Annotated in this window: 18 protein-coding genes; 3 read left to right on the forward strand and 15 right to left on the reverse strand. The window is 58.4% G+C overall.

What is annotated here, in order from left to right:
- Window positions 1-50: 50 nt before the first annotated feature.
- Both CKV99_RS09985 and rpoB read right to left on the reverse strand, forming a co-directional pair.
- A complete protein-coding gene (locus CKV99_RS09985) occupies window positions 51-4,052 on the reverse strand; it encodes a DNA-directed RNA polymerase subunit beta' (RefSeq protein ID WP_092256517.1) in 4,002 nt (1,333 codons plus the stop codon).
- 147 nt (window positions 4,053-4,199) lie between these two features.
- Window positions 4,200-7,694 (reverse strand): DNA-directed RNA polymerase subunit beta, encoded by a 3,495-nt coding sequence (rpoB, locus tag CKV99_RS09990; RefSeq protein ID WP_092256519.1) that lies wholly within the window; start codon window positions 7,692-7,694, stop codon window positions 4,200-4,202.
- A 445-nt stretch (window positions 7,695-8,139) separates the two neighbouring features.
- On the opposite strand from rpoB, the gene CKV99_RS09995 reads away from it, so the two are divergent.
- Window positions 8,140-8,502: a carboxymuconolactone decarboxylase family protein gene (locus CKV99_RS09995; protein ID WP_092256522.1), complete on the forward strand. Its 363-nt coding sequence runs from the start codon at window positions 8,140-8,142 to the stop codon at window positions 8,500-8,502.
- Here the strand turns inward: CKV99_RS09995 and CKV99_RS10000 are convergent.
- From CKV99_RS10000 to rplJ, 3 genes are all read right to left on the reverse strand, one after another.
- On the reverse strand, window positions 8,499-9,464 hold the full coding sequence (locus CKV99_RS10000) for a DUF3068 domain-containing protein (protein WP_092256525.1): 966 nt from the start codon (window positions 9,462-9,464) through the stop codon (window positions 8,499-8,501). The genes CKV99_RS09995 and CKV99_RS10000 overlap by 4 nt on opposite strands.
- A 101-nt stretch (window positions 9,465-9,565) precedes the next feature.
- Window positions 9,566-9,955 carry a 50S ribosomal protein L7/L12 gene (gene rplL, locus CKV99_RS10005; RefSeq protein ID WP_092256529.1) on the reverse strand — a complete coding sequence of 130 codons (390 nt, stop codon included), beginning with the start codon at window positions 9,953-9,955 and terminating at the stop codon, window positions 9,566-9,568.
- 73 nt (window positions 9,956-10,028) lie between these two features.
- Window positions 10,029-10,550: a 50S ribosomal protein L10 gene (gene rplJ, locus CKV99_RS10010; protein WP_092256532.1), complete on the reverse strand. Its 522-nt coding sequence runs from the start codon at window positions 10,548-10,550 to the stop codon at window positions 10,029-10,031.
- Between the two features lie 465 nt (window positions 10,551-11,015).
- Between rplJ and CKV99_RS10015 the strand changes: the two genes are divergently transcribed.
- Window positions 11,016-11,282 carry a FitA-like ribbon-helix-helix domain-containing protein gene (locus CKV99_RS10015; protein WP_092256535.1) on the forward strand — a complete coding sequence of 89 codons (267 nt, stop codon included), beginning with the start codon at window positions 11,016-11,018 and terminating at the stop codon, window positions 11,280-11,282.
- Complete coding sequence (locus tag CKV99_RS10020; protein WP_092256538.1) at window positions 11,279-11,689, forward strand: type II toxin-antitoxin system VapC family toxin; 411 nt, start codon at window positions 11,279-11,281, stop codon at window positions 11,687-11,689. Before CKV99_RS10015 ends, CKV99_RS10020 begins: the two co-directional genes overlap by 4 nt.
- A gap of 208 nt (window positions 11,690-11,897) precedes the next feature.
- On the opposite strand, the gene CKV99_RS10025 is transcribed toward CKV99_RS10020, so the two are convergent.
- From CKV99_RS10025 to CKV99_RS10065, 10 genes are all read right to left on the reverse strand, one after another.
- Window positions 11,898-12,257: a cupin domain-containing protein gene (locus tag CKV99_RS10025; RefSeq protein WP_092256541.1), complete on the reverse strand. Its 360-nt coding sequence runs from the start codon at window positions 12,255-12,257 to the stop codon at window positions 11,898-11,900.
- 27 nt (window positions 12,258-12,284) lie between these two features.
- Complete coding sequence (locus tag CKV99_RS10030) at window positions 12,285-13,088, reverse strand: class I SAM-dependent methyltransferase (RefSeq protein ID WP_092256543.1); 804 nt, start codon at window positions 13,086-13,088, stop codon at window positions 12,285-12,287.
- 243 nt (window positions 13,089-13,331) lie between these two features.
- Window positions 13,332-14,036, reverse strand: a complete 705-nt coding sequence (locus CKV99_RS10035; protein ID WP_177178088.1) for a hypothetical protein — start codon at window positions 14,034-14,036, stop codon at window positions 13,332-13,334.
- Window positions 14,018-14,323: a hypothetical protein gene (locus tag CKV99_RS14310; protein ID WP_143063398.1), complete on the reverse strand. Its 306-nt coding sequence runs from the start codon at window positions 14,321-14,323 to the stop codon at window positions 14,018-14,020. The genes CKV99_RS10035 and CKV99_RS14310 overlap by 19 nt, the downstream gene beginning before the upstream one ends.
- Window positions 14,298-14,546 carry a hypothetical protein gene (locus CKV99_RS10040; protein ID WP_092256546.1) on the reverse strand — a complete coding sequence of 83 codons (249 nt, stop codon included), beginning with the start codon at window positions 14,544-14,546 and terminating at the stop codon, window positions 14,298-14,300. The genes CKV99_RS14310 and CKV99_RS10040 overlap by 26 nt, the downstream gene beginning before the upstream one ends.
- A 23-nt stretch (window positions 14,547-14,569) precedes the next feature.
- Window positions 14,570-16,009, reverse strand: coding sequence for a phytoene desaturase family protein (locus CKV99_RS10045; protein WP_231910010.1), 1,440 nt, complete (start codon window positions 16,007-16,009; stop codon window positions 14,570-14,572).
- Window positions 16,010-16,099: 90 nt separating this feature from the next.
- A complete protein-coding gene (locus CKV99_RS10050) occupies window positions 16,100-17,056 on the reverse strand; it encodes a permease (protein ID WP_092256548.1) in 957 nt (318 codons plus the stop codon).
- Window positions 17,053-17,694, reverse strand: coding sequence for a TIGR03943 family putative permease subunit (locus CKV99_RS10055; protein ID WP_143063399.1), 642 nt, complete (start codon window positions 17,692-17,694; stop codon window positions 17,053-17,055). Before CKV99_RS10055 ends, CKV99_RS10050 begins: the two co-directional genes overlap by 4 nt.
- An 18-nt stretch (window positions 17,695-17,712) precedes the next feature.
- Complete coding sequence (locus CKV99_RS10060; RefSeq protein WP_092256554.1) at window positions 17,713-18,219, reverse strand: ArsR/SmtB family transcription factor; 507 nt, start codon at window positions 18,217-18,219, stop codon at window positions 17,713-17,715.
- Window positions 18,220-18,276: 57 nt separating this feature from the next.
- Complete coding sequence (locus CKV99_RS10065; RefSeq protein ID WP_092256557.1) at window positions 18,277-19,284, reverse strand: serine hydrolase domain-containing protein; 1,008 nt, start codon at window positions 19,282-19,284, stop codon at window positions 18,277-18,279.
- Window positions 19,285-19,427 lie beyond the last annotated feature (143 nt).

Consider the following 19,427-nt stretch of genomic DNA (forward strand, 5'->3'; position numbering starts at 1 on the left):
GCGGGGCCCTTCGTCGTTAAGCAGGCCGAATTAGCCAGAGGCCTGCGTGGCTAGGACAGCTGGTCAAAGCCGTACTCATCCAGTGGGACGGAGGCGCCGGTGAATTCACCATAGCCATCGTCGCCGTAGATGGAATCGCCGAAGCTCGGGATCGAGTATGCCACGGAGCGGGCGGCCTCGGTCGGCTTGACGGAGATATTGCGGTAACGCGAGATACCGGTGCCAGCCGGGATGAGCTTACCGATGATCACGTTCTCCTTCAGGCCGATCAACTGATCGGAACGTCGGTTGATCGCCGCATCGGTGAGCACGCGGGTGGTCTCCTGGAACGATGCCGCGGAAAGCCACGACTCGGTCGCCAGGGAGGCCTTCGTAATACCCATGATCTCGGAGCGCAGCTCTGCTGGCTGGCCACCTTCTGCAACTACACCGGAGTTGATCTGCTTCGCCTCGGACAGATCCGCCAACGTACCCGGAAGGTACTGGGTGGAACCAGCATCGATGACAGTGCCACGGCGCAGCATCTGACGGATGATGATCTCAATGTGCTTGTCGTGAATCGACACACCCTGGGCCCGATACACGGCCTGCACCTCGTCGATGAGGTGCTTTTCGACGCCGCGACGCCCCAGAACTTCGAGTACATCGTGCGGGTCAGCCGCACCACGGAGCAGGCGGTCGCCTACCTCAACGTGGTCGCCTTCGCGCAACGAACGCTCAATCATCGCATCCGGGTTAGACTCCATTGGGCGACGCACCTGTGCCAAGCCCTGACGCTTCGACAGCTTCTCGTAAACCACATCATCACTGCCATCATCTGGAGTGATGGTGAGTGTCCAGAAGTTGCCCTCGTCGGAAAGCGATACTGTACCGGCGACCGACGCGATCGGGGCGCGGTTCTTCGGCACACGTGCCTCGAACAGCTCCTGCACACGTGGCAGACCACCAGTAATGTCGCCACCGACACCGCCTTGGTGGAAGGTACGCATGGTCAGCTGAGTACCAGGCTCACCAATCGACTGTGCTGCGACAATGCCCACTGCCTCGCCGATATCAACCAGGTGGCCAGATGCCATGGACTTGCCGTAGCACTTTGCGCACACACCGGTTGGGGTCTGGCAGGTCAGGACCGAGCGGACCTTGATCTTCTCGTGGCCTGCCTCAACAATCTTGTCGATGAGCGCCTCAGTTAGGTTGGTGCCAGCCTCAACGACGACATTGCCGTCCGCATCCGTGATATCAGTTGCAGTCACGCGGCCAGAAACGGAGGTCTCCACCAAATCATGGCGTACGAATTTGTCACCCGACTTCACGGCGACACGGACGCGCACACCCTGGCGGGTGCCACAGTCGTCCTCGCGAACAATAACGTCCTGTGCCACGTCGACGAGACGGCGCGTGAGGTAGCCAGAGTCCGCAGTACGCAGGGCGGTATCGGCTAGGCCCTTACGGGAACCATGCGAGTTGTTGAAGTACTCCAGAACTGACAGGCCTTCACGGAAGGAGGTCTTGATCGGGCGGGTAATGTACTCACCACGCGAGTTCACAACCATGCCCTTCATTCCGGCCAAGGTCCAGATCTGACGCATATTACCGGCCGCACCGGACTTCACGATCATCGGAATTGGGTTGTCGTCTGGGTAGAGGTCCTCGACGGCCTGGCCCACCTGGTTCGTAGCCTTCTGCCACAGCTCCACGAGGCGGTCGTAACGGTTTTCCTCAGTCAGCGCGCCCTTCTCCCAGAACTTGCGCTCAATCTCTTCTGCTTCCTTCTCGTACTGCTCAAGGATATCTTCCTTGTTCGGCAGGACTAGAACGTCAGACATTGCGATAGTGACGCCGGAGCGGGTGGCCCAGTAGAAACCAGCATCCTTGAGCTTGTCCAAGGTCTGAGCGACGGTAATCATTGGGTACTTCTCCACCATCTCTGAGATGATGTCACCCAACAGGACCTTGTCGTCGCCACCGCCCTTACGGACCATGGCGCCTTCCTGATACGGGAAGTTGTACGGCAGCAACTCATTGAACTGGATCCGGCCCACAGTCGTGTCCATCATCCACGACTGGCCCTTCTCCCAACCATCAGGGAACTGCTCCGCTTCAATCTCCGGCGTTGGACGCAAGTGATCGATACGGACCTTGATCGGCGCCTGCAAGCCAAGCGCGCCACGGTCCATGGCCATGATGGCCTCGCGGTGTGAGGAGTACACGCCACGTGCCGGGCCGCTGTCGTCGGCAGGCGCGTATGCGCCTTCACCGCCGATCTCGTCTTCAGCCTTCTTCATGGTAAGGAAGTACAGGCCAGTCACCATGTCCAGGCGTGGCAAAGCCAACGGCTTACCGGATGCTGGAGACAAAATGTTGTTGGAGGACAACATAAGAATGCGTGCCTCCGCCTGCGCCTCCGCAGAAAGCGGCAGGTGGACGGCCATCTGGTCACCGTCGAAGTCAGCATTGAACGCCTCACACGCCAGTGGGTGCAGCTGAATAGCCTTACCCTCAACAAGCTTCGGCTCGAACGCCTGAATACCCAGACGGTGCAGGGTTGGTGCACGGTTCAACAACACTGGGTGCTCAGAAATCGCCTCTTCAAGCACATCCCACACCTCAGGGCGCTGGCGCTCCACCATACGCTTGGCGGACTTGATGTTCTGCGCGTAGTCGTTATCGACCAGGCGCTTCATCACGAATGGCTTGAACAGTTCCAGGGCCATCAGCTTCGGCAAACCACACTCGTGCAGCTTCAGCTGCGGGCCGACGATAATCACCGAGCGGCCAGAGTAGTCAACACGCTTACCCAGCAAGTTCTGGCGGAAACGACCCTGCTTACCCTTCAACAGGTCCGACAAAGACTTCAGCGGACGGTTACCAGGGCCTGTAACAGGGCGGCCACGACGGCCGTTATCGAACAGTGCGTCGACAGATTCCTGCAGCATGCGCTTCTCGTTGTTCACGATGATCTCTGGTGCACCCAGCTCGATCATGCGCTTCAAACGGTTATTACGGTTGATCACGCGACGGTACAAGTCATTGAGGTCCGACGTGGCGAAGCGGCCACCGTCAAGCTGCACCATCGGGCGCAGCTCTGGCGGAATCACAGGGATTGCGTCCAAAATCATGCCAGCAGGATCATTGCCAGAGCGTTGGAATGCAGCAACAACCTTCAGGCGCTTAAGTGCGCGCTGCTTCTTCTGACCCTTGCCTTCAGCAATGATGTGGTTGAGCTCTTCAGCTTCCGCATCCAGGTCAAAATTGCGGATCAGGGTCTGCAGCGCTTCAGCACCCATGCCACCGGTGAAGTAGTCCTCGTAGCGGTCCACGAGTTCCTCGTAGAGGTGCTCGTCGATGATCATCTGCTTCGGTGCCAGCTTCACAAAGGTCTGCCAGATCTCGTCGAGGCGTTCCACCTCACGCTCACCGGCATCGCGCATGTTCTGCATTTCCTTGTCGGCCGCCTTCTGCACCTTATTGCGTGCATCGGCCTTCGCACCTTCAGCTTCGAGGGCTGCGAGGTCCTCTTCCAGCTTCTGGGCGCGCTCAGCGATATCGGACTCGACGTCCTGCTCCACCTCGCGCTTTTCCAGGATCATCTCCGCCTCAAGGGTGGACATGTCTGCATGGCGGGCTTCTTCATCAACACTGGTGATGATGTTAGCCGCGAAGTAAATGATGCGCTCCAAGTCCTTCGGTGCAAGGTCCAACAGGTAACCCAAACGGGATGGGACACCCTTGAAATACCAGATATGGGTCACGGGAGCAGCGAGCTCGATATGGCCCATGCGCTCACGACGCACCTTGGACTTGGTCACCTCAACGCCACAGCGTTCACAGATGATGCCCTTGTAACGGACGCGCTTGTACTTGCCACACGCACATTCCCAGTCACGGGTTGGGCCGAAGATGCGCTCACAGAAGAGGCCATCCTTCTCCGGCTTCAGGGTGCGGTAATTAATAGTTTCCGGCTTCTTGACTTCGCCATGGGACCAGCGGCGGATGTCGTCGGCGGTGGCCAGGCCGATGCGGAGCTCGTCGAAGAGGTTTACGTCAAACACGTAAATTCCCTTTCACCTCCCAGTCGGGAGGATCGTGATGTGAAAAGTTTTGAGAGTCTAAATGCACCACAGGGGGGGTTTCGCTGCGCTCAACCCGAACGGATCTTGCTGTGCGGAGTGCAGCGACGCACCCCTGCGGGCCTGGCTTTATGCGGTATCTGCTGCAGAGCCTTCGTCGCGCGAGAGGTTGATGCCTAGCGAAGAACCAGCGTGGTCATCATCGTCATCGCCGTCGAGCTCCATCGGGGTGCCGTCCGCCGCAAGAACCTCAACGTTGAGACACAGCGACTGCAGCTCCTTCAGGAGCACCTTGAAGGACTCTGGGATGCCTGGGTCAGGGATGTTGTCGCCCTTCACGATGGCCTCGTAGACCTTCACACGGCCAACAACATCGTCCGACTTAATCGTCAACAGCTCCTGCAGAGTGTAGGCAGCGCCGTATGCCTGCATTGCCCACACCTCCATCTCACCGAAGCGCTGGCCACCGAACTGCGCCTTACCACCCAGCGGCTGCTGGGTAATCATGGAGTAAGGGCCGGTGGAACGAGCGTGAATCTTCTCGTCAACCAGGTGGTGCAGCTTCAGCATGTACATGTAACCGACGGAGATCGGGTACTTGAATGGTTCACCGGAGCGACCGTCGAAAAGCACTGTCTTGCCGTCGCCGTCCACCATGACGTCACCATCACGGTTGGGCTTGGTGTTCACCAATAGGCCTGCGATCTCTTCATTAGTGGCACCGTCGAACACCGGGGTTGCAGTCAGCGAGTCTGCCGGCACATCGTGGAGCGCCTCAGGCAGTGTCTCCAGTAGTGCTGCGTTGGCTGGGTCATCAGGGTTGACGGTCCAACCGGCTTTCGCCAGCCAGCCCAAGTGAACCTCGAGAACCTGGCCGATGTTCATACGACGTGGCACACCGTGGGTATTGAGAATGATATCCACTGGTGTTCCGTCCGCCATGAACGGCATGTCTTCCTGGGGCAGGATCTTGCCGACGACACCCTTGTTGCCGTGACGTCCAGCCATCTTGTCGCCGTCCTGAATCTTGCGCTTCTGTGCAACGTAGACGCGAATCATCTCGTTAACACCTGGGCTCAGATCGTCATCGTCCTCGCGGGAGAAACGACGGACTGCGATAACTTTACCGGTCTCGCCGTGCGGCACCTTCAGGGAAGTGTCACGAACCTCGCGGGCCTTCTCACCAAAGATAGCGCGCAGCAGGCGCTCCTCCGGGGTCAGCTCGGTCTCACCCTTCGGGGTGACCTTGCCCACCAGAATGTCGCCGTCGCGGACATCAGCGCCGATGCGGACGATACCGCGCTCGTCGAGGTCCTTGAGCACTTCTTCGCTCACATTAGGGATTTCACGAGTGATTTCCTCGGCACCAAGCTTGGTGTCGCGAGCATCAATCTCATGCTCTTCGATGTGGACGGAGGTGAGAATATCATCTTCAACCACGCGCTGGTTGAGAATGATTGCGTCCTCGTAGTTGTGGCCTTCCCACGGCATGAATGCAACCAGCAGGTTGCGGCCAAGCGACATTTCGCCGTTCTTGGTGCCTGGACCATCTGCGATAACTTGGCCTGCTTCTACACGGTCGCCGATGTTGACCAGTGGCAGCTGGTTGTAGCAGGTGCCCTGGTTGGTGCGCTCATAGGTGCGCAGCAGGTAGGTGTCGCGCTGGCCTTCATCATCCATGATGGTGATGATGTCACCGGAGACGTTTTCCACAACGCCGGCTTTCTCGGAGATCACCATGTCGCCTGCATCGTATGCAGCGCGCTGTTCCATGCCGGTAGCCACGAATGGTGCTTCCGCACGCAAGAGAGGCACTGCCTGCTTCTGCATGTTCGCACCCATCAGGGCACGGTTAGCGTCGTCATGCTCCAAGAACGGAATCATGGCGGTTGCAACAGAGACCATCTGACGCGGGGAAATATCGAGGTAGTCGACGCCCTGGGCATCGGTGACCGCAATATCTCCGTCCTTGATACGGACCTCGATGCGCTCCTCGATGATGGTGCCGTCGGCGTCCATCTCTATTGCTGCCTGAGCAATCGCGTAACGGTCTTCTTCGTCAGCAGTGAGATAGTCAATGTGGTCGGTCAGCTTGCCGTTTTCGACCTTCTGGTACGGGGTTTCAATAAAACCAAACGCGTTGACGCGAGCGTACGATGCCAGAGCACCAATCAGGCCAATGTTCGGGCCTTCCGGGGTCTCGATCGGGCACATGCGACCATAGTGCGATGGGTGCACGTCGCGCACCTCAATACCAGCGCGTTCACGGGACAGACCACCAGGACCAAGTGCGGACAGACGACGCTTATGCGTCAGGCCGGACAGGGAGTTGTTCTGGTCCATGAACTGAGAAAGCTGGGAGGTACCGAAGAACTCACGGATTGCTGCCGAGACGGGGCGAACGTTAATCAGGGAAGTCGGGGTAATCGACTCTGCATCCTGGGTGGTCATCCGCTCGCGCACCACGCGTTCCATACGAGAAAGGCCCACGCGGACCTGATTCTGGATCAGCTCACCGACGGTGCGCAGACGACGGTTACCAAAGTGGTCAATGTCGTCGGTGTTGATCGGGATGACCTCACCTGTTGGGGAGGTCATTTCCTTCTCACCGGCGTGCAGGCGCACGAGGTATTCCAGCGAGGTCGCAAGATCCTCTTCGGTAAGGGTGAGCAGACCATCGTGGTCGCCCCCCAGACCCAGCTTGCGGTTGATCTTGTAACGACCAACCTTTGCCAGGTCGTAGCGCTTCGGCTTGAAGAAGGAGTTCTCCAGCAGGGACTGCGCGAGGTCGCGCGTCGGCTGCTCACCTGGGCGCTGCTTACGGTAGATCTCCAGCAACGCCTCATCGGTGTTGGCCACACCATCAGATTCGAGGGTGGACATCATGATTTCAGAGAAGCCGAAGCGCTCCTTGATCTGCGCTTCAGTCCAGCCCAGTGCCTTCAATAGCACGGTGACAGGCTGGCGACGCTTACGGTCGATGCGCACACCAACAGTATCGCGCTTATCGACGTCAAACTCGAGCCACGCACCACGCGAAGGGATGACCTTCACGGAGTGCAGCGGACGCTCAGTCGATTTATCGATCGTCTCATCGAAGTAGACACCTGGTGAGCGCACCAGCTGGGAGACAACGACACGCTCGGTACCGTTCACGATGAACGTTCCCTTGTCGGTCATCAGCGGGAAGTCGCCGATGAACACCGTCTGAGACTTGATCTCTTGGGTGTCGTTGTTAATAAACTCTGCCGTCACATAAAGCGGGGCGGAGTAGTTAATGTCTTTATCTTTACACTCGTCGACGGTGTACTTCACCGAGTCGAAGCGTGGCTCCGACAAGGAAAGGGACATGTTGCCCGAGTAATCCTGAATCGGAGAGAGCTCTTCGAGGATGTCCTCGAGGCCACTGGTGACGCGGGCATCAGGCCCACGCAACTCTTGCTGTCGTTCACGCCACTCCGGCGTGCCGACGAGCCACGAAAAAGATTCGGACTGTACGTCAAGAAGCCCGGGAACGGCGAGCGGTTCGCTGATTTTAGCGAACGAGTACCGCTTCGGGGCTCCGGGGATTTCGGCCACTGACTTGGTCTGGCGGGAGACTGCCAAGATGGGTCCTTCCAGCACCTCACGCGGGTCCCTCCGATTGCTCTGGCTTTACAATCTTCAGGAATTCCGCTGGATAATTAGCATTCGGTCTGCTGTGGAAGATCCGCCCCCAGATAGCACAAAATCACCTTGTCAAGTCGATTTTTCCAAATCCACCGTGAACAAGGTTTATGTCTCGCCGGAGACGGCTTCCAGCGCAAAGACTTACCTTAGACTAAAAGTTTGTACTTGTAAAGGGGGACCTGAAAACCACCCACACCCCTACCCCGTGCTTGTTCAGTCCAAGCGCGCTGCGTGGTGTTGCGCTGCGTGGTGTTGCAGGGAACTCTAGCACCCAGCCTCCCACTTTTTGCAACAACACGGCGCTTCCACTCCGCCAGATCTCCAGGTGCTTCCGCATTGAACTGCGGTTTTCCTGCTACGGTGAAGTCACACCATTTCGCTACAGAAAGGAATTAACCTCATGTTTTCCATGGAGAAGGGCCAACAGTTCATTGACAACACCAACACCGGCGAGGGCTTCAAGGAGCAGCTTGACCGCTACGCCCCGGGTGCGTCCGACTTCGTCGTCGGCGGTATTTTCGGTGGCACCTACCAGCGTGAGGGTCTGGAACTGCGCGATCGCCAAATGCTCACGATGTCAGCCCTCGCCGCCATGGGTGGCACCGAGCCCCAGCTGGAGGGCCACATTGCTACCGCACTCAACCAAGCAGGTATGACCAAGGAAGAAGTTGCGGAGTGCTTCGTACACCTCATGCCCTACATCGGCGTGCCGAAGACGCTGGCAGCGTTCCGCTGCATGTACCGTGTGCTGGGCGAGGACTAATCTTTCGGCTCGGCGCGGCTAACGCTAGCTGCTTGACGACGATCAGGGCGCAGCGCTCCGATCAATCCAACTACTGCGATGAGGGCGCCTACCACCATCACGATGATGGTGACTGTCTGCGACTCGGATTGTGAAGGGATATCAGCCAACGCATCCTGGCGCTGCTCATCGCCTTCAGTCTGCGCCGAGTAGGTCACATAATCCTCGGTGCGGTTGCCGTCGCGGTCAGCGTAGTACAGATCAACGTCTTCTTGGATACCAACAAGCACACCTGTATTTGATTCGTAGTGCAACAACCGGTCCGCCCTGTAGGTCAAAAACAACTGTTCGGTATTACCTTCTTCGTCGGTGACCATTTTTGTGTTGTTCAGTGCTGCATATTTCGTCGCTAGATTGGTCGGCTCCACCATCTGCTGATAGGTCAGCACCACTCCGTTCACCTTATCGGCACCGGCCAGGATCGCCGGGGCTGTTGCCCGCAAAATCGGGTCGAACACCTCCACCTGCTCCGCACGCGTATCGACGGCCCCTTCTACCGGAAGCTTGAACCAGGGCCCTGCCATCTCCACGTGGGCTGGTGGCATGACCATCACGGTCGACAACGTTGCCGAGTCCAGCGGCTCGCCAGTGACCCGGTCCATCTCCCACGACCAGGTGGATGCGCTGACAAGGCTGTCAAAATCAGACCCATCGTTTCCCTGAAACAGGGTATCGCCCACGCGCAAAGACACCATCTCGTCATTAGCGGGGTTTTGGATCTCCATGTGGAGCTGGCGGGTTACTCCGGTTTTATCGCCCTTTACAGTGCCATTCTCGTCGTAAAGCGTGTACGTAGTGTTCTCAAGATCAAGCGGCATACGCCCATCGCCGAGGAGGAATCGAGGTGCCACAAGTCCCGCTACAACCAAGGCAACGCCGAGGCCGACGAGCAGTGCGGAGATGATTCGGGACTTTGGAAGCATAAAGGGCAGTCTACAGGCCGAGTCGGACGCATGAGAAACCCCCACGCGCCCAGATCCGAAGATCCATGCGGTGGGGGTTATACCTTTAGCGGGAAGCGAAATTACTTCAGCTCGACAGTTGCGCCTGCCTCTTCCAGCTTGGCCTTTGCAGCCTCTGCGTCGTCCTTGGACGCGCCCTCAAGCACTGCCTTTGGTGCAGATTCGACCATTTCCTTGGCGTCCTTCAGGCCCAGGCCGGAGACGATCTCACGAACAGCCTTAATAACACCGATCTTCTTGTCGCCAGCGTCGGTCAGAACAACGTCGAACTCGTCCTTCTCCTCTGCAGGAGCGTCGCCGCCTGCAGCAGGTGCGCCAGCAGCTGCAACTGCAACTGGAGCAGCAGCGGTCACGTCGAAGACCTCCTCGAATTCCTTCAGGAACTCGGAAAGTTCGATGAGGGTCATTTCCTTGAACTGCTCAATGAGCTCGTCCTTGGTGAGCTTTGCCATGGTGGCTTCCTTTCTATTCAGGCCACTCTCTGTAGGCCTGATTCAAATTCTTGGTGTGTTTTAGAGTCTTGTTTTAAGCAGCGTTTTCTTGCTTGTCCTGCAGGGCAGCAACCAGACGTGCCGTCTTGGATCCTGGTGCCTGGAACAGGCCGGCTGCCTTGGCCAAGGAACCTTCGAATGCGCCTGCGAGCTTGGCAAGAGTAGTCTCGCGGTTATCCATGTCTGCAATCGCGTTGACTTGATCTGCAGTCAATGCGTTGCCGTCCATGTAGCCGCCCTTGACAACGAATGCTTCGTTGCCTTTGGAGAACTTCTTCATCACCTTCGCCGCATCCACTGCCTCGCCCTTGATGAAGGCAACAGCGGTTGGGCCGGTCAGAAGCTCATCGAGACCCTCAATACCCTGCTCACCAGCAGCGATCTTGACGAGGGTGTTCTTGGCGACGTGGAGTTCGACATCAAAGCCCAGTTCACTACGCAGCTCCTGAAGCTGAGAAACAGTCAAGCCACGGTACTCGGTCAACACGATCGAGCTCGCGTCCGCAAACTTCTCCTTCAGAGCAGCCAGCTCCTTGGTGTTCTTTGGGTTTGCCATCTTCACGCCTCCTTCCAAATGCTTCATTGGTTTTGATCCGCCCGGGGCGCGTGATCGTTCCTCGCACACGATTAAACGCAGTTGATAGTTCAAATACGCTATCGCCACATGCGGGAAAAGAAAACGCCCCGTGCAGAAGCACGAGGCACACCATAACGATGTAAAAGCCACGTTCCTCCTGCGTGGGTTGGCCCCTGATGGGGCACCTTCGACCTCCACTGGCGGGAGATAACCGACGGTCTTCGGTGAAACTTGAGTACGGCGTTACCGCCGTTCAAACTTCGCTGGCAACTATAACAGTGGGCGCTGCGTTTTTCCAAATTCCCTTTACCGACCCTCGTGGCTATAGGGGCGCTATAGGCCGCTTTCTACCCCGACAGTGACAGCCGGTAGGTCAGCCAAAGGAAAGATGCCCCCTCGGCCGCCTACGACCACCAGCACCGAACGAGTGATATCATTGCAATCATGGCGTCGATAGTTGTAAGGGCTTTGCCCGATGAAACCAAGCAGAAGTTAAAAGAACGCGCGGCACGCAACGGCCGTTCGATGGAAGCAGAAGTGCGCGCACTTATTGAGGCTGCCGTGGAGGTAGAAGCTCCGCGGACTCGTGGCGTGCGTAGCCCCTGGCTGCGTGACGTGCTCGAGCGTGTCCAAGAGGTCGGCGGCATTGACATCGCTGATGCACCGCGCAAAGCCGTCGAAAACCCGCGGATACCCAACTTCCAGCAATGATCGTTCTTGACACAAACGTCGTTTCGGAGCTTATGAAGCCCCACCCTGATCCGTGTGTAGTGGAACGGTTGGATGCGGCAGGTGATTACCCGGCGATTACCTCATTGACAGTCGCGGAAATCTTCCAAGGCCTACTCCTGCTCCCGACAGGGAAGCGACGATTTGATCTTTTGGCAGCAGCAGAGGGGATACTTGCCCCCTTACCAGTACTTGAGTTCGGATACAACGAAGCTCTGGTACACGCCAGCCTCATCGCCGAACGACGACACCAAGGTAGCCCGATCAATCCCTTCGATGCCCAGATCGCCGCCTGTGTACGCGTCCACAATGCGTCGCTATATACGCGCAACGTGAAAGACTTCTCTGGACTAGATCTTGAGGCAGTCAATCCCTTCGAAAGCATATAGTCAGTCTTTGCAGTAAGTGTGAGCGACATGACCAACAAAGTAAGCGACCCATTCTCACCTACTGATACAGCTCTACGTGCGATCGTCGATACGCAACTGCGTGCCCTTTTACCCTGCGCATGCCAGCGGACTCGATGGGCACGTTGCTTGGCGGCGTACACCGCTGATTTTCTCGTGCCAGGAAAGCTGAGGACGCATCACGCCTGCCCTATGCGGCGCCTGACTGGGGACGATCGAGCATGTAGAGGACCATTTTCGCTGGCTTAAGGGCTTTCACCGCGTGGGGCAGGCGGGTAGTGAAATGCACAAACCCACCGGGCCTGAGCGTGACGGTGCGGTTCTCAGCAGTGATTTCTAACTCACCCTCAAGCACTTGGACAATGACAGGCATAGCGGCAGTATGTTCCGAGAGTTCTTCACCAGTGTCGAAAGAAAACAGTACGACGTTGACACCCTCTGCCTTGGTAACGGTTTTCGAAACCGTCGACTTCTGTGCATAGTCAATCTCGCTGGCAAGGTTCTCTATGAAGCTTAGTTGCTGGGTGGCGACTGTGTTATCGGTAGGCATGAGAGTAATGCTCCTGTTCGAAATGTGTTAGGAAGCGGGCTTTCGTGCAATAATTGCGATCCCCGCCAGGTTGTTTTTGTGCGCGGTAAACGTCGAACGCATTTGTAGAACACGCTGCCTGAGATCTTTATCTCTTGCTACATTCCACAAAATTCTCGCAACACCGCTGATTCCTTCGTCGGCAAGATTTCGTTTCAACGAGAGCAGCGCCATGGGCGCGGTACTGCTCCATTCAACGCTAAAACCGCACTGGGTGAGAAGGTTATCCCATTCTGCAGGTGTGAGCGGCCGGGCGTTGACACGTATTGTGCGGGCTAACTGTTTCCGCAGTTCTTCTGCCACATCGGTAGCGATCTCGTTCGGGGTGAGGGCTAGCTCGTGGATGGCATAGCACCCTCCCGGTCGTAAAAGTCGAAATGCTTCATGGACTATGTCGTTTTTCGTCTTGGCCCCTTGCATTGTGAGCATGGCTTCACCGATGACGACATCGGCGCTTTCTGCATCTAGGCCGGTATGTTGAACATCATTCTGAACAACTCGTCCGCCGAAAGGTGAAACGATTGAGTCCACTCGGGCAACCGCCGCAGGATCTTGATCAATGCCCACATAGGAAGCGACACCTGAATCAATGATGATTTGTGCAGTACGCCCTAACCCAGGAGCAAATTCGACAACCTCCTTGTCCGCAAGATGTGCTTGCCTCAACAGTCTTTGAGTAAGGGCTAGGCCCCCTGGTCGAAGTACGCGTTTACCTGCACGAGCTAGCACCCAATGCCCGGTGGCTGAGGTGGTTTGCCTATCAGCCTGAGGAAGCGGTTCGTTTCTGTTCATGCGCCCAAACTAGCATGGCTAAGTTAGGTAAGTTAGGTAAGTTAGGTAAGGAATCCCTCGGTCCCGGCTAGCACGATCGTCTCGCGCAGTCCCGTCGGCTCCGCTCGGCGGCCTGCCTACTCGCTGGCCGCCTGCCTCACTGTAACTTTCGGCCGACAAATCCCACGTTTTCTCAAAAAAGAGACGAATCTGACGACCGAATACGACATTAAGGCACCCGCTGGCGGGAACCCTCCAACTGGGTTATCCCGGCAGCTGCGGGCCTACTGGGAAGTAGCCCAGGTAGCTCACGCCTGACATGTTGTATTTGAACTTGATGCCCATCACAAGCCAGATACCCCAGTGCATGGCGCATGCCGCCAGAGAAAATAGTTTGCCCACAGTGCGGTTGAACAAGGCCAGCGGGGCTAGCAGCTCAACAGCCAGGGCACCCGCCGCGAGCACACCGAACGGCCCCTTGGCGTTGTACAGTCTCTTAGCGTTCTCAGGGGCTTTGGAGCCGAAGACTTCCTTGCGCACTGCGTCAGCGGCGGTCTGTTCGCGAAGTGCCACACCACTGGCCCAACCCCAGCCATAGTCGCTGCGCACTTTGGCAACACCGGAGATAAAGTACACCGCAGTGGCGGCAATGTTGGCGAGGGTGTTCACCCCACCGTAGGAGCGTGAATACTTGTCAGGCATGAGCCTTCCCTCTCGGATCAGGGCATCGACAGACAACGCATCTGCCGACGGGCCTAAACCAACCGCCATTTGCTGCAGCACCAGCATGTTGTCGTTGTGCAGGATCATGCCAAACGAGTTGCGGTAGGTAATGGTCCACAGCTGCAGCAGCGCGTTCGCTGGTCCGGTCACACGGTGCGCCAATCCCACCACTGCCAAAGCGTTGACTACCTGGGCGGTGTCGAACACAGCGTCAGCCACTTTCGGGTCTAGTGGTTTGTCCAGCACTCGGCACACACCCACCGGGTGGAAACGGTTAGCCGGTTGGCGGTGGATGTTGCGCATGGTTGGTCGTCGAAAAGGAAGCGGGAGCGCACGACGATCACCTCGACCACGTCGCGCTCCTTTTTTCGGGGGCGCCGCGCCAGGGAGTCCGCATAGGTTTGGGCAACCTCAACGGCGTTTTTCTTCCGGATCGCCTTGGACAGCTGGCGGCGGGTGTGGTTCAGCCCTCCCAGGCCGAAGTGGGTGTAGTGCACGTTGATCCGCTCACCGGATTCGGTCAGCCCAACCACGTGTGGCACGGTGATCCGCCCACGGCGATACGCGGAGAACATCGGGTAGGTGGACAGGGGGGAAAGAGTCCTTGTCGTTTTTCTTCTTGTTTACTTCTTCGATGGGGCCGGTGTAGTGGCGCAGCGGGCTGGCAAGCACCGCGGCGATGCCGGCGTAGGCACCCAGAGCGCCCCAGTCGCCGGTGGTGATCGTGGCGGACTGAGCCCGAGCAGACTTGGCCATGAGTGGTCCTTTCGTCGGGGTGATTAGTGGCGTGCGTGGTCAGTTATTGCTTCGTGCGCGGCCCACCATCCGGGCATGCCGTGTACACCAGCCCCCGGCGGGGTGGAACTACTGGCCAGGTATAACCCAGGTGCAAGGCGGTGCGGGCGGGGTGAAATGCCCGGGCGCATGAGTGTTTGCAGGCCCCCCATCGACCCACCGGCGATGTCTCCGCCGATCAAGTTCGGGTTCCAGGCTTGAAGTTCCGCAGGGTTTGTTTCGTGCGTATCGACGATCACCTCACGGAAACCCGGGGCGAAGCGTTCGATCTGTGCTGTGATCAGTTCACGCACCTCGCCGGGGTGTTTCTCCTGGTAGCCGTGTGGGACGTGGGCGTAACTCCATAAGGTCAGGCCGCGGGAGGGGTCGGCGGCGAACTGTTGGCAGGCCATCACAAAGGGGCGCTCGGGCATGCGTCCGGCTGCCGCCTCGTCTTCGGCGCGCGCAATCTCTGCCACGGTTCCGCCCAAGTGCACGGTGCCTGCCTGGCCTACGCGGGGATCGGACCATGACACGGGTTGGCGCAACAGGTAGTCCACTTTCCATGTGGCGGTACCGTACTTCCACGTTTTCAGTTGACGCTTCTTTAACCGCGGTAGTTGCACTCCTTTCAGCCTGAGGATTTGTGCCGGGGTGAGGTTGAGCACGGTGGCATCAGCTCGGGGAAGCTCCCGCAAGTCGGTGACTTCGTAGCCGGTATGGAAAGTAGCACCATGGTCAATAAGTATCTTCACCAGCGCGTCCACGATTGACTGGGTGCCGCCTTCGGCCACAGGCCAACCGCGTGACATGCCAAGCGCACCAAACAAGAGGCCGAAAGCCCCGGTCATCAGGTTCGCGGGTGAGGCAATGGCGTGGACAGCACTGCCAGCCAGCAAGGCGCGGGCCCGCTCCGACTGAAACAGAGCTTTGCCCAACACGCTGGCAGACACCAGCGCCGGAACCCCGAACTGCACCATGCGCACCGGGTGCTTCGGCCACCGGATGATCGGGCCTAAGAAGTTGGCGAGGTGATCGTCGATATGCGATACCGCGTTGCCGTGCAAAGCTTTCCACGCGCGGCCATCAGGGCCCAAGCCCGCAGCCGTCGTGTCGAGGCAGCGCGATAAGAACGCAGCCTCTTGATCTTCGAGCGGGTGGGCCATCTCATAATCGGCATAAGCCCAGCGCAGCCCGTGTGCTTCCAGGTTGAGGGCACGGAATGCGGGGCTTGCCACACCGAATGGGTGGCCGGCAGCGCCCAAGTCCACGATGGCGCCGTCAAAAATATCGCGTGAGGAGGCAGCGGCCCCGCCTAAGCGTTCAGAGTATTCGTAGACGTGAACGTCCCAGCCTTCAGTGGCTAGGCGCGCAGCAGCAGTCAATCCGTTCGGGCCGGAACCGACAATGACGGCGCGGGGTTGCTGGGCTGTCTGGGCCATCATGCCCCTTCCTTTGGTATGTCCTAACGGCTATTATTCCAGCACCAAAGAAAACAGCTGTGAAAATAGTGTGGGAGTATCTTCATCTGGCGGCTAGAGCACAACCCACCCCACCAGCAATGCCGCTGCCACCGCCACCACCAGCACCAGTGGCACGAAGCGCGCCACGAAACGCCCACCCCACGCGCCGTACTGCATGGCGATCAGCTTGGTATCCACCACCGGCCCCACCACCAGAAACACCAGCTGGGCTACCGGAGGCACGAAGGTAAAACTGGCGGCGACGAACGCGTCCGCCTCCGAACACAACGCCAGCACGATCGCCAGCACAATCATGAGCAGCACAGCCAACCAAAAATTGTCTGCCACGGCGCGCAGCCAGTGCGCCGGAACGAACACCTTGATGGTAGCGGTGATCGCAGCCCCGATGGCGAGGAAGCCGGCCGAGTTGATGAAATCATGCAGGAATGTGGCGCGCAGTGCGTCGACACGCCCGCCTGCGCTGAGGCTGTGCTCATGCGCGTGTGCTTGCCGACGCCCACCCCGCCACACCCAACCCACCACGCACGCGGCAAGCAGGCTGGTAGCAAACCGGGCCCACACCATCTGCCACTGGCCCGCAAACGCGATTGCCGTGCTGACCAGCACGACTGGGTTGATCGCGGGACTGGCCAGCATAAACGCGAGTGCCGCCTTGTCAGGCACGCCTTTGCGGATTAGTGAGTTGGCCACGGGCACGCTCGCACATTCGCACGCGGGCAACGCCATACCACTCAACGCCACCGCTGGAATCGCCAGCGCTTGCCGACGAGGCACCACCCGCAACAGTGCTGCCGGCGGGATGAACACTGTCACCACCGTCGATAGCGCCACGCCCAGCACCAAGAAAGGCAGGGCCTGGACGGTCACACCAATTACCAGTGATACCCAGGCTTGTGCCGCTCCTTCAGGCGCAAAGGGAGCACCGAAGGCGTTGACCGCAAGAGCTACTGCGAACACGCCGATCAGCGCCAGGGATGGGCCATGGTTGCTCAGCGAATGGTGGCTCATAAGTAGGCCACCTCGGGCTCGTCGATACGCTCCAGCTCAACCACATCAAGCGCTGCCTCGCCATGGTCGTCGGTGGTGACCCGGCCGGAGGCGCGATACCACTGGCCCTGCTCCGGCTGTGGCCCGAGCAAAGTGATGCGCACCCCGGTGGCATCGGCAACACAACACGTGATCACGTAGCGGGCCAGAAACCAGCGGCCTTCACTGGGGGTGCCTTGTGCGCCGCGCCCGGCAAACCCTTCGACAGTGATGTGGGCGCCTTCGGCAATTCCGGCGCTGTGGGCAGCGACAAGATCGTCGAGGCGCACGTCCCCCTCAGGGCGTTCAATTCGTCCTGCCGTAGCTGTTGTTGCCACACGCCCAGTGTCCACAAAGTAACTGCCCAAGGAACCGGGTGCTGCAAGAAGCGCCAGCGCCACGACCACGACCACGGCCCACGCGCTGTTTCGTGGGCGACCCGAACCCGGCACCGTGGCGATCGTCCAAATTCCCACAATCAGCAGTACAACACCCGCAACCAGAATGAGAGGGACGAAAAAAGGGCGCACATAATCAGTGGCCGCACCGGTGAGCGCCAGCGTGCACAGCAGCACTCCGGTAGCAGCGGCTATGAATCCTGCCCAACTCCCCTCGCTCATGATAGGGAGCATAGCCGATTAATGATCTTCCCCAGCAGCCACAATCGAAAGCAGCGGAATCACCCGAGCCGGAGGAATACTATGCTGGCCACAGCCGCCCTTCACCAACCATCCGGCGTGTAATAGCTCGTTGAGGTGGTGGTATGCCTTACCGGTGGAGGTGAAGAGGCCTTCGTCGACAAGCTCGGCGACCGTAGCGGGCCGCTCTAATAAACGACGCAAGACCTGCGCCCGGATCGGGCTAGCCAGCGCTGCAACACGCTGCAAGGAGCTATCCCACGCCGGGCCGCTGAGATAGTCTGCAGCCCGAATCCACTCGTAGGTCAGCTCACGGCCCCCAACTTGGACTTCACCGCCAAAGCGGACCAATCCCGTAGCAGCTCCGCCGGTATCGCCGCAGGTTTGCAGTCCATCGAAGCCTTCACCACGCACCCCGCCATGCCCCTCGAGTGCGTTAACGCGCTTTTCAAGGGCGCTTATGCGCTTCTCAAGAGACAGTGCATCACGTGAATTATCGGTATCCATTAGTTCCTATTATGCCCCGGCAGCGGCACTACGCCCACACAGTCTCTGCGGGAATGATCATTCATGCCATACCGATTGCTGCAGCGCCTCAATCACCGTGTTTATTTCAGTACAGGTATCCCCTGCGGCATAGATCGCGGCACGGCGCTCGGGGTAGATCCGCAGTTCATCAGCAAACCCAAAGGTTGCGCCGTTATGCCAAAAGTAATCGTCATCGTGCGCCCACACCGGGTTTGGTGTTTGCTTGTCGACGATCGCCTGGGCAAATTTAGCCATGTCACGCGGCGTGGAACGGATCGCCCCTGCGGGCGCGGGCCCATCGCTTTCCCATGGTTGAACCGGCAATCCGAAGCCCCCTACCCCGCGCGGCGCATCGGGTCCGACGGTGCCAGGTAACGCCACATAAGAATCAGTCATTCCCAGTGGTGTGAAAATGTCGCGCTGGATCAGCTCGGCGTAGCTCACTCCGGCGGACTCGGCCAGTAACTGACCTAAAAACGCATGCCCCAAATTGGAATAGTTCTCTTTACCGCGATCTTTCAGCCTTGCAGACAAGGCGCTATCGATGACGAAGTCCCTTGTCTGACCAACATCCGGGTTTCGCCCAATAAGAGCGGCGAGAATATTACGCGGCTTTTGTTTACCCAATCGTGGCAAACCGGAAGTGTGGGTAGCCAGCTCCAGCAGTGTGACATCTGCGAGCATTGATCCTTCTGCGCGCTCACCCAAAATCTCTGCAACAGTGGTGTTATAGGTGAGCTCATCTCGTTCTACGGCTTGGTCCAGCAACTCACCATTGAACACCTTAGTAATCGAGCCGATCTCAAACTCGCTGGTCTCATCGGCACCCAGCCCACCAAAGCACACATCCCCGTCGACCAAGACGAAAGCTGCCAGATGGTGGTGTCCGGTACGTGCGCCTGCGCGCAGCGCCTCCGAGATTCTCGCGTCGCCGGTTGGGTTCGTCGATAAGCGAAAAGCCGGCAGGCGGGCAAGCCCTACCCCTACCGTTACTGCGATCAAGGCTGATGCCAATGCGATCTTGTTGATATTCCGTAATTCCATAAATTTCAATAGTACGCAATTCGGGCGCCCTTACAATTCGCCAGACGAGGCGCCAATGCACCTTAATCCCACGCACACCAGATAACGATGCAGCCAACCAAACGGTGAAGTACAATTACGACACAGGGTTTGGGGGGTGAGAA

The organism is Corynebacterium cystitidis (assembly GCF_900187295.1).
Lineage (GTDB): Bacteria > Actinomycetota > Actinomycetes > Mycobacteriales > Mycobacteriaceae > Corynebacterium > Corynebacterium cystitidis.

What these genes read in the sequence shown, in the direction of transcription:
- CKV99_RS09995 (WP_092256522.1), top strand. Translation starts at nt 8,140, where the DNA reads ATGTTTTCCATGGAGAAGGGCCAACAGTTCATTGACAACACCAACACC.
- CKV99_RS10000 (WP_092256525.1), bottom strand. Translation starts at nt 9,464, where the DNA reads ATGCTTCCAAAGTCCCGAATCATCTCCGCACTGCTCGTCGGCCTCGGC.
- rplL (WP_092256529.1), bottom strand. Translation starts at nt 9,955, where the DNA reads ATGGCAAAGCTCACCAAGGACGAGCTCATTGAGCAGTTCAAGGAAATG.
- rplJ (WP_092256532.1), bottom strand. Translation starts at nt 10,550, where the DNA reads ATGGCAAACCCAAAGAACACCAAGGAGCTGGCTGCTCTGAAGGAGAAG.
- CKV99_RS10015 (WP_092256535.1), top strand. Translation starts at nt 11,016, where the DNA reads ATGGCGTCGATAGTTGTAAGGGCTTTGCCCGATGAAACCAAGCAGAAG.
- CKV99_RS10020 (WP_092256538.1), top strand. Translation starts at nt 11,279, where the DNA reads ATGATCGTTCTTGACACAAACGTCGTTTCGGAGCTTATGAAGCCCCAC.
- CKV99_RS10025 (WP_092256541.1), bottom strand. Translation starts at nt 12,257, where the DNA reads ATGCCTACCGATAACACAGTCGCCACCCAGCAACTAAGCTTCATAGAG.
- CKV99_RS10030 (WP_092256543.1), bottom strand. Translation starts at nt 13,088, where the DNA reads ATGAACAGAAACGAACCGCTTCCTCAGGCTGATAGGCAAACCACCTCA.
- CKV99_RS10040 (WP_092256546.1), bottom strand. Translation starts at nt 14,546, where the DNA reads ATGGCCAAGTCTGCTCGGGCTCAGTCCGCCACGATCACCACCGGCGAC.
- CKV99_RS10045 (WP_231910010.1), bottom strand. Translation starts at nt 16,009, where the DNA reads ATGATGGCCCAGACAGCCCAGCAACCCCGCGCCGTCATTGTCGGTTCC.
- CKV99_RS10050 (WP_092256548.1), bottom strand. Translation starts at nt 17,056, where the DNA reads ATGAGCCACCATTCGCTGAGCAACCATGGCCCATCCCTGGCGCTGATC.
- CKV99_RS10055 (WP_143063399.1), bottom strand. Translation starts at nt 17,694, where the DNA reads ATGAGCGAGGGGAGTTGGGCAGGATTCATAGCCGCTGCTACCGGAGTG.
- CKV99_RS10060 (WP_092256554.1), bottom strand. Translation starts at nt 18,219, where the DNA reads ATGGATACCGATAATTCACGTGATGCACTGTCTCTTGAGAAGCGCATA.
- CKV99_RS10065 (WP_092256557.1), bottom strand. Translation starts at nt 19,284, where the DNA reads ATGGAATTACGGAATATCAACAAGATCGCATTGGCATCAGCCTTGATC.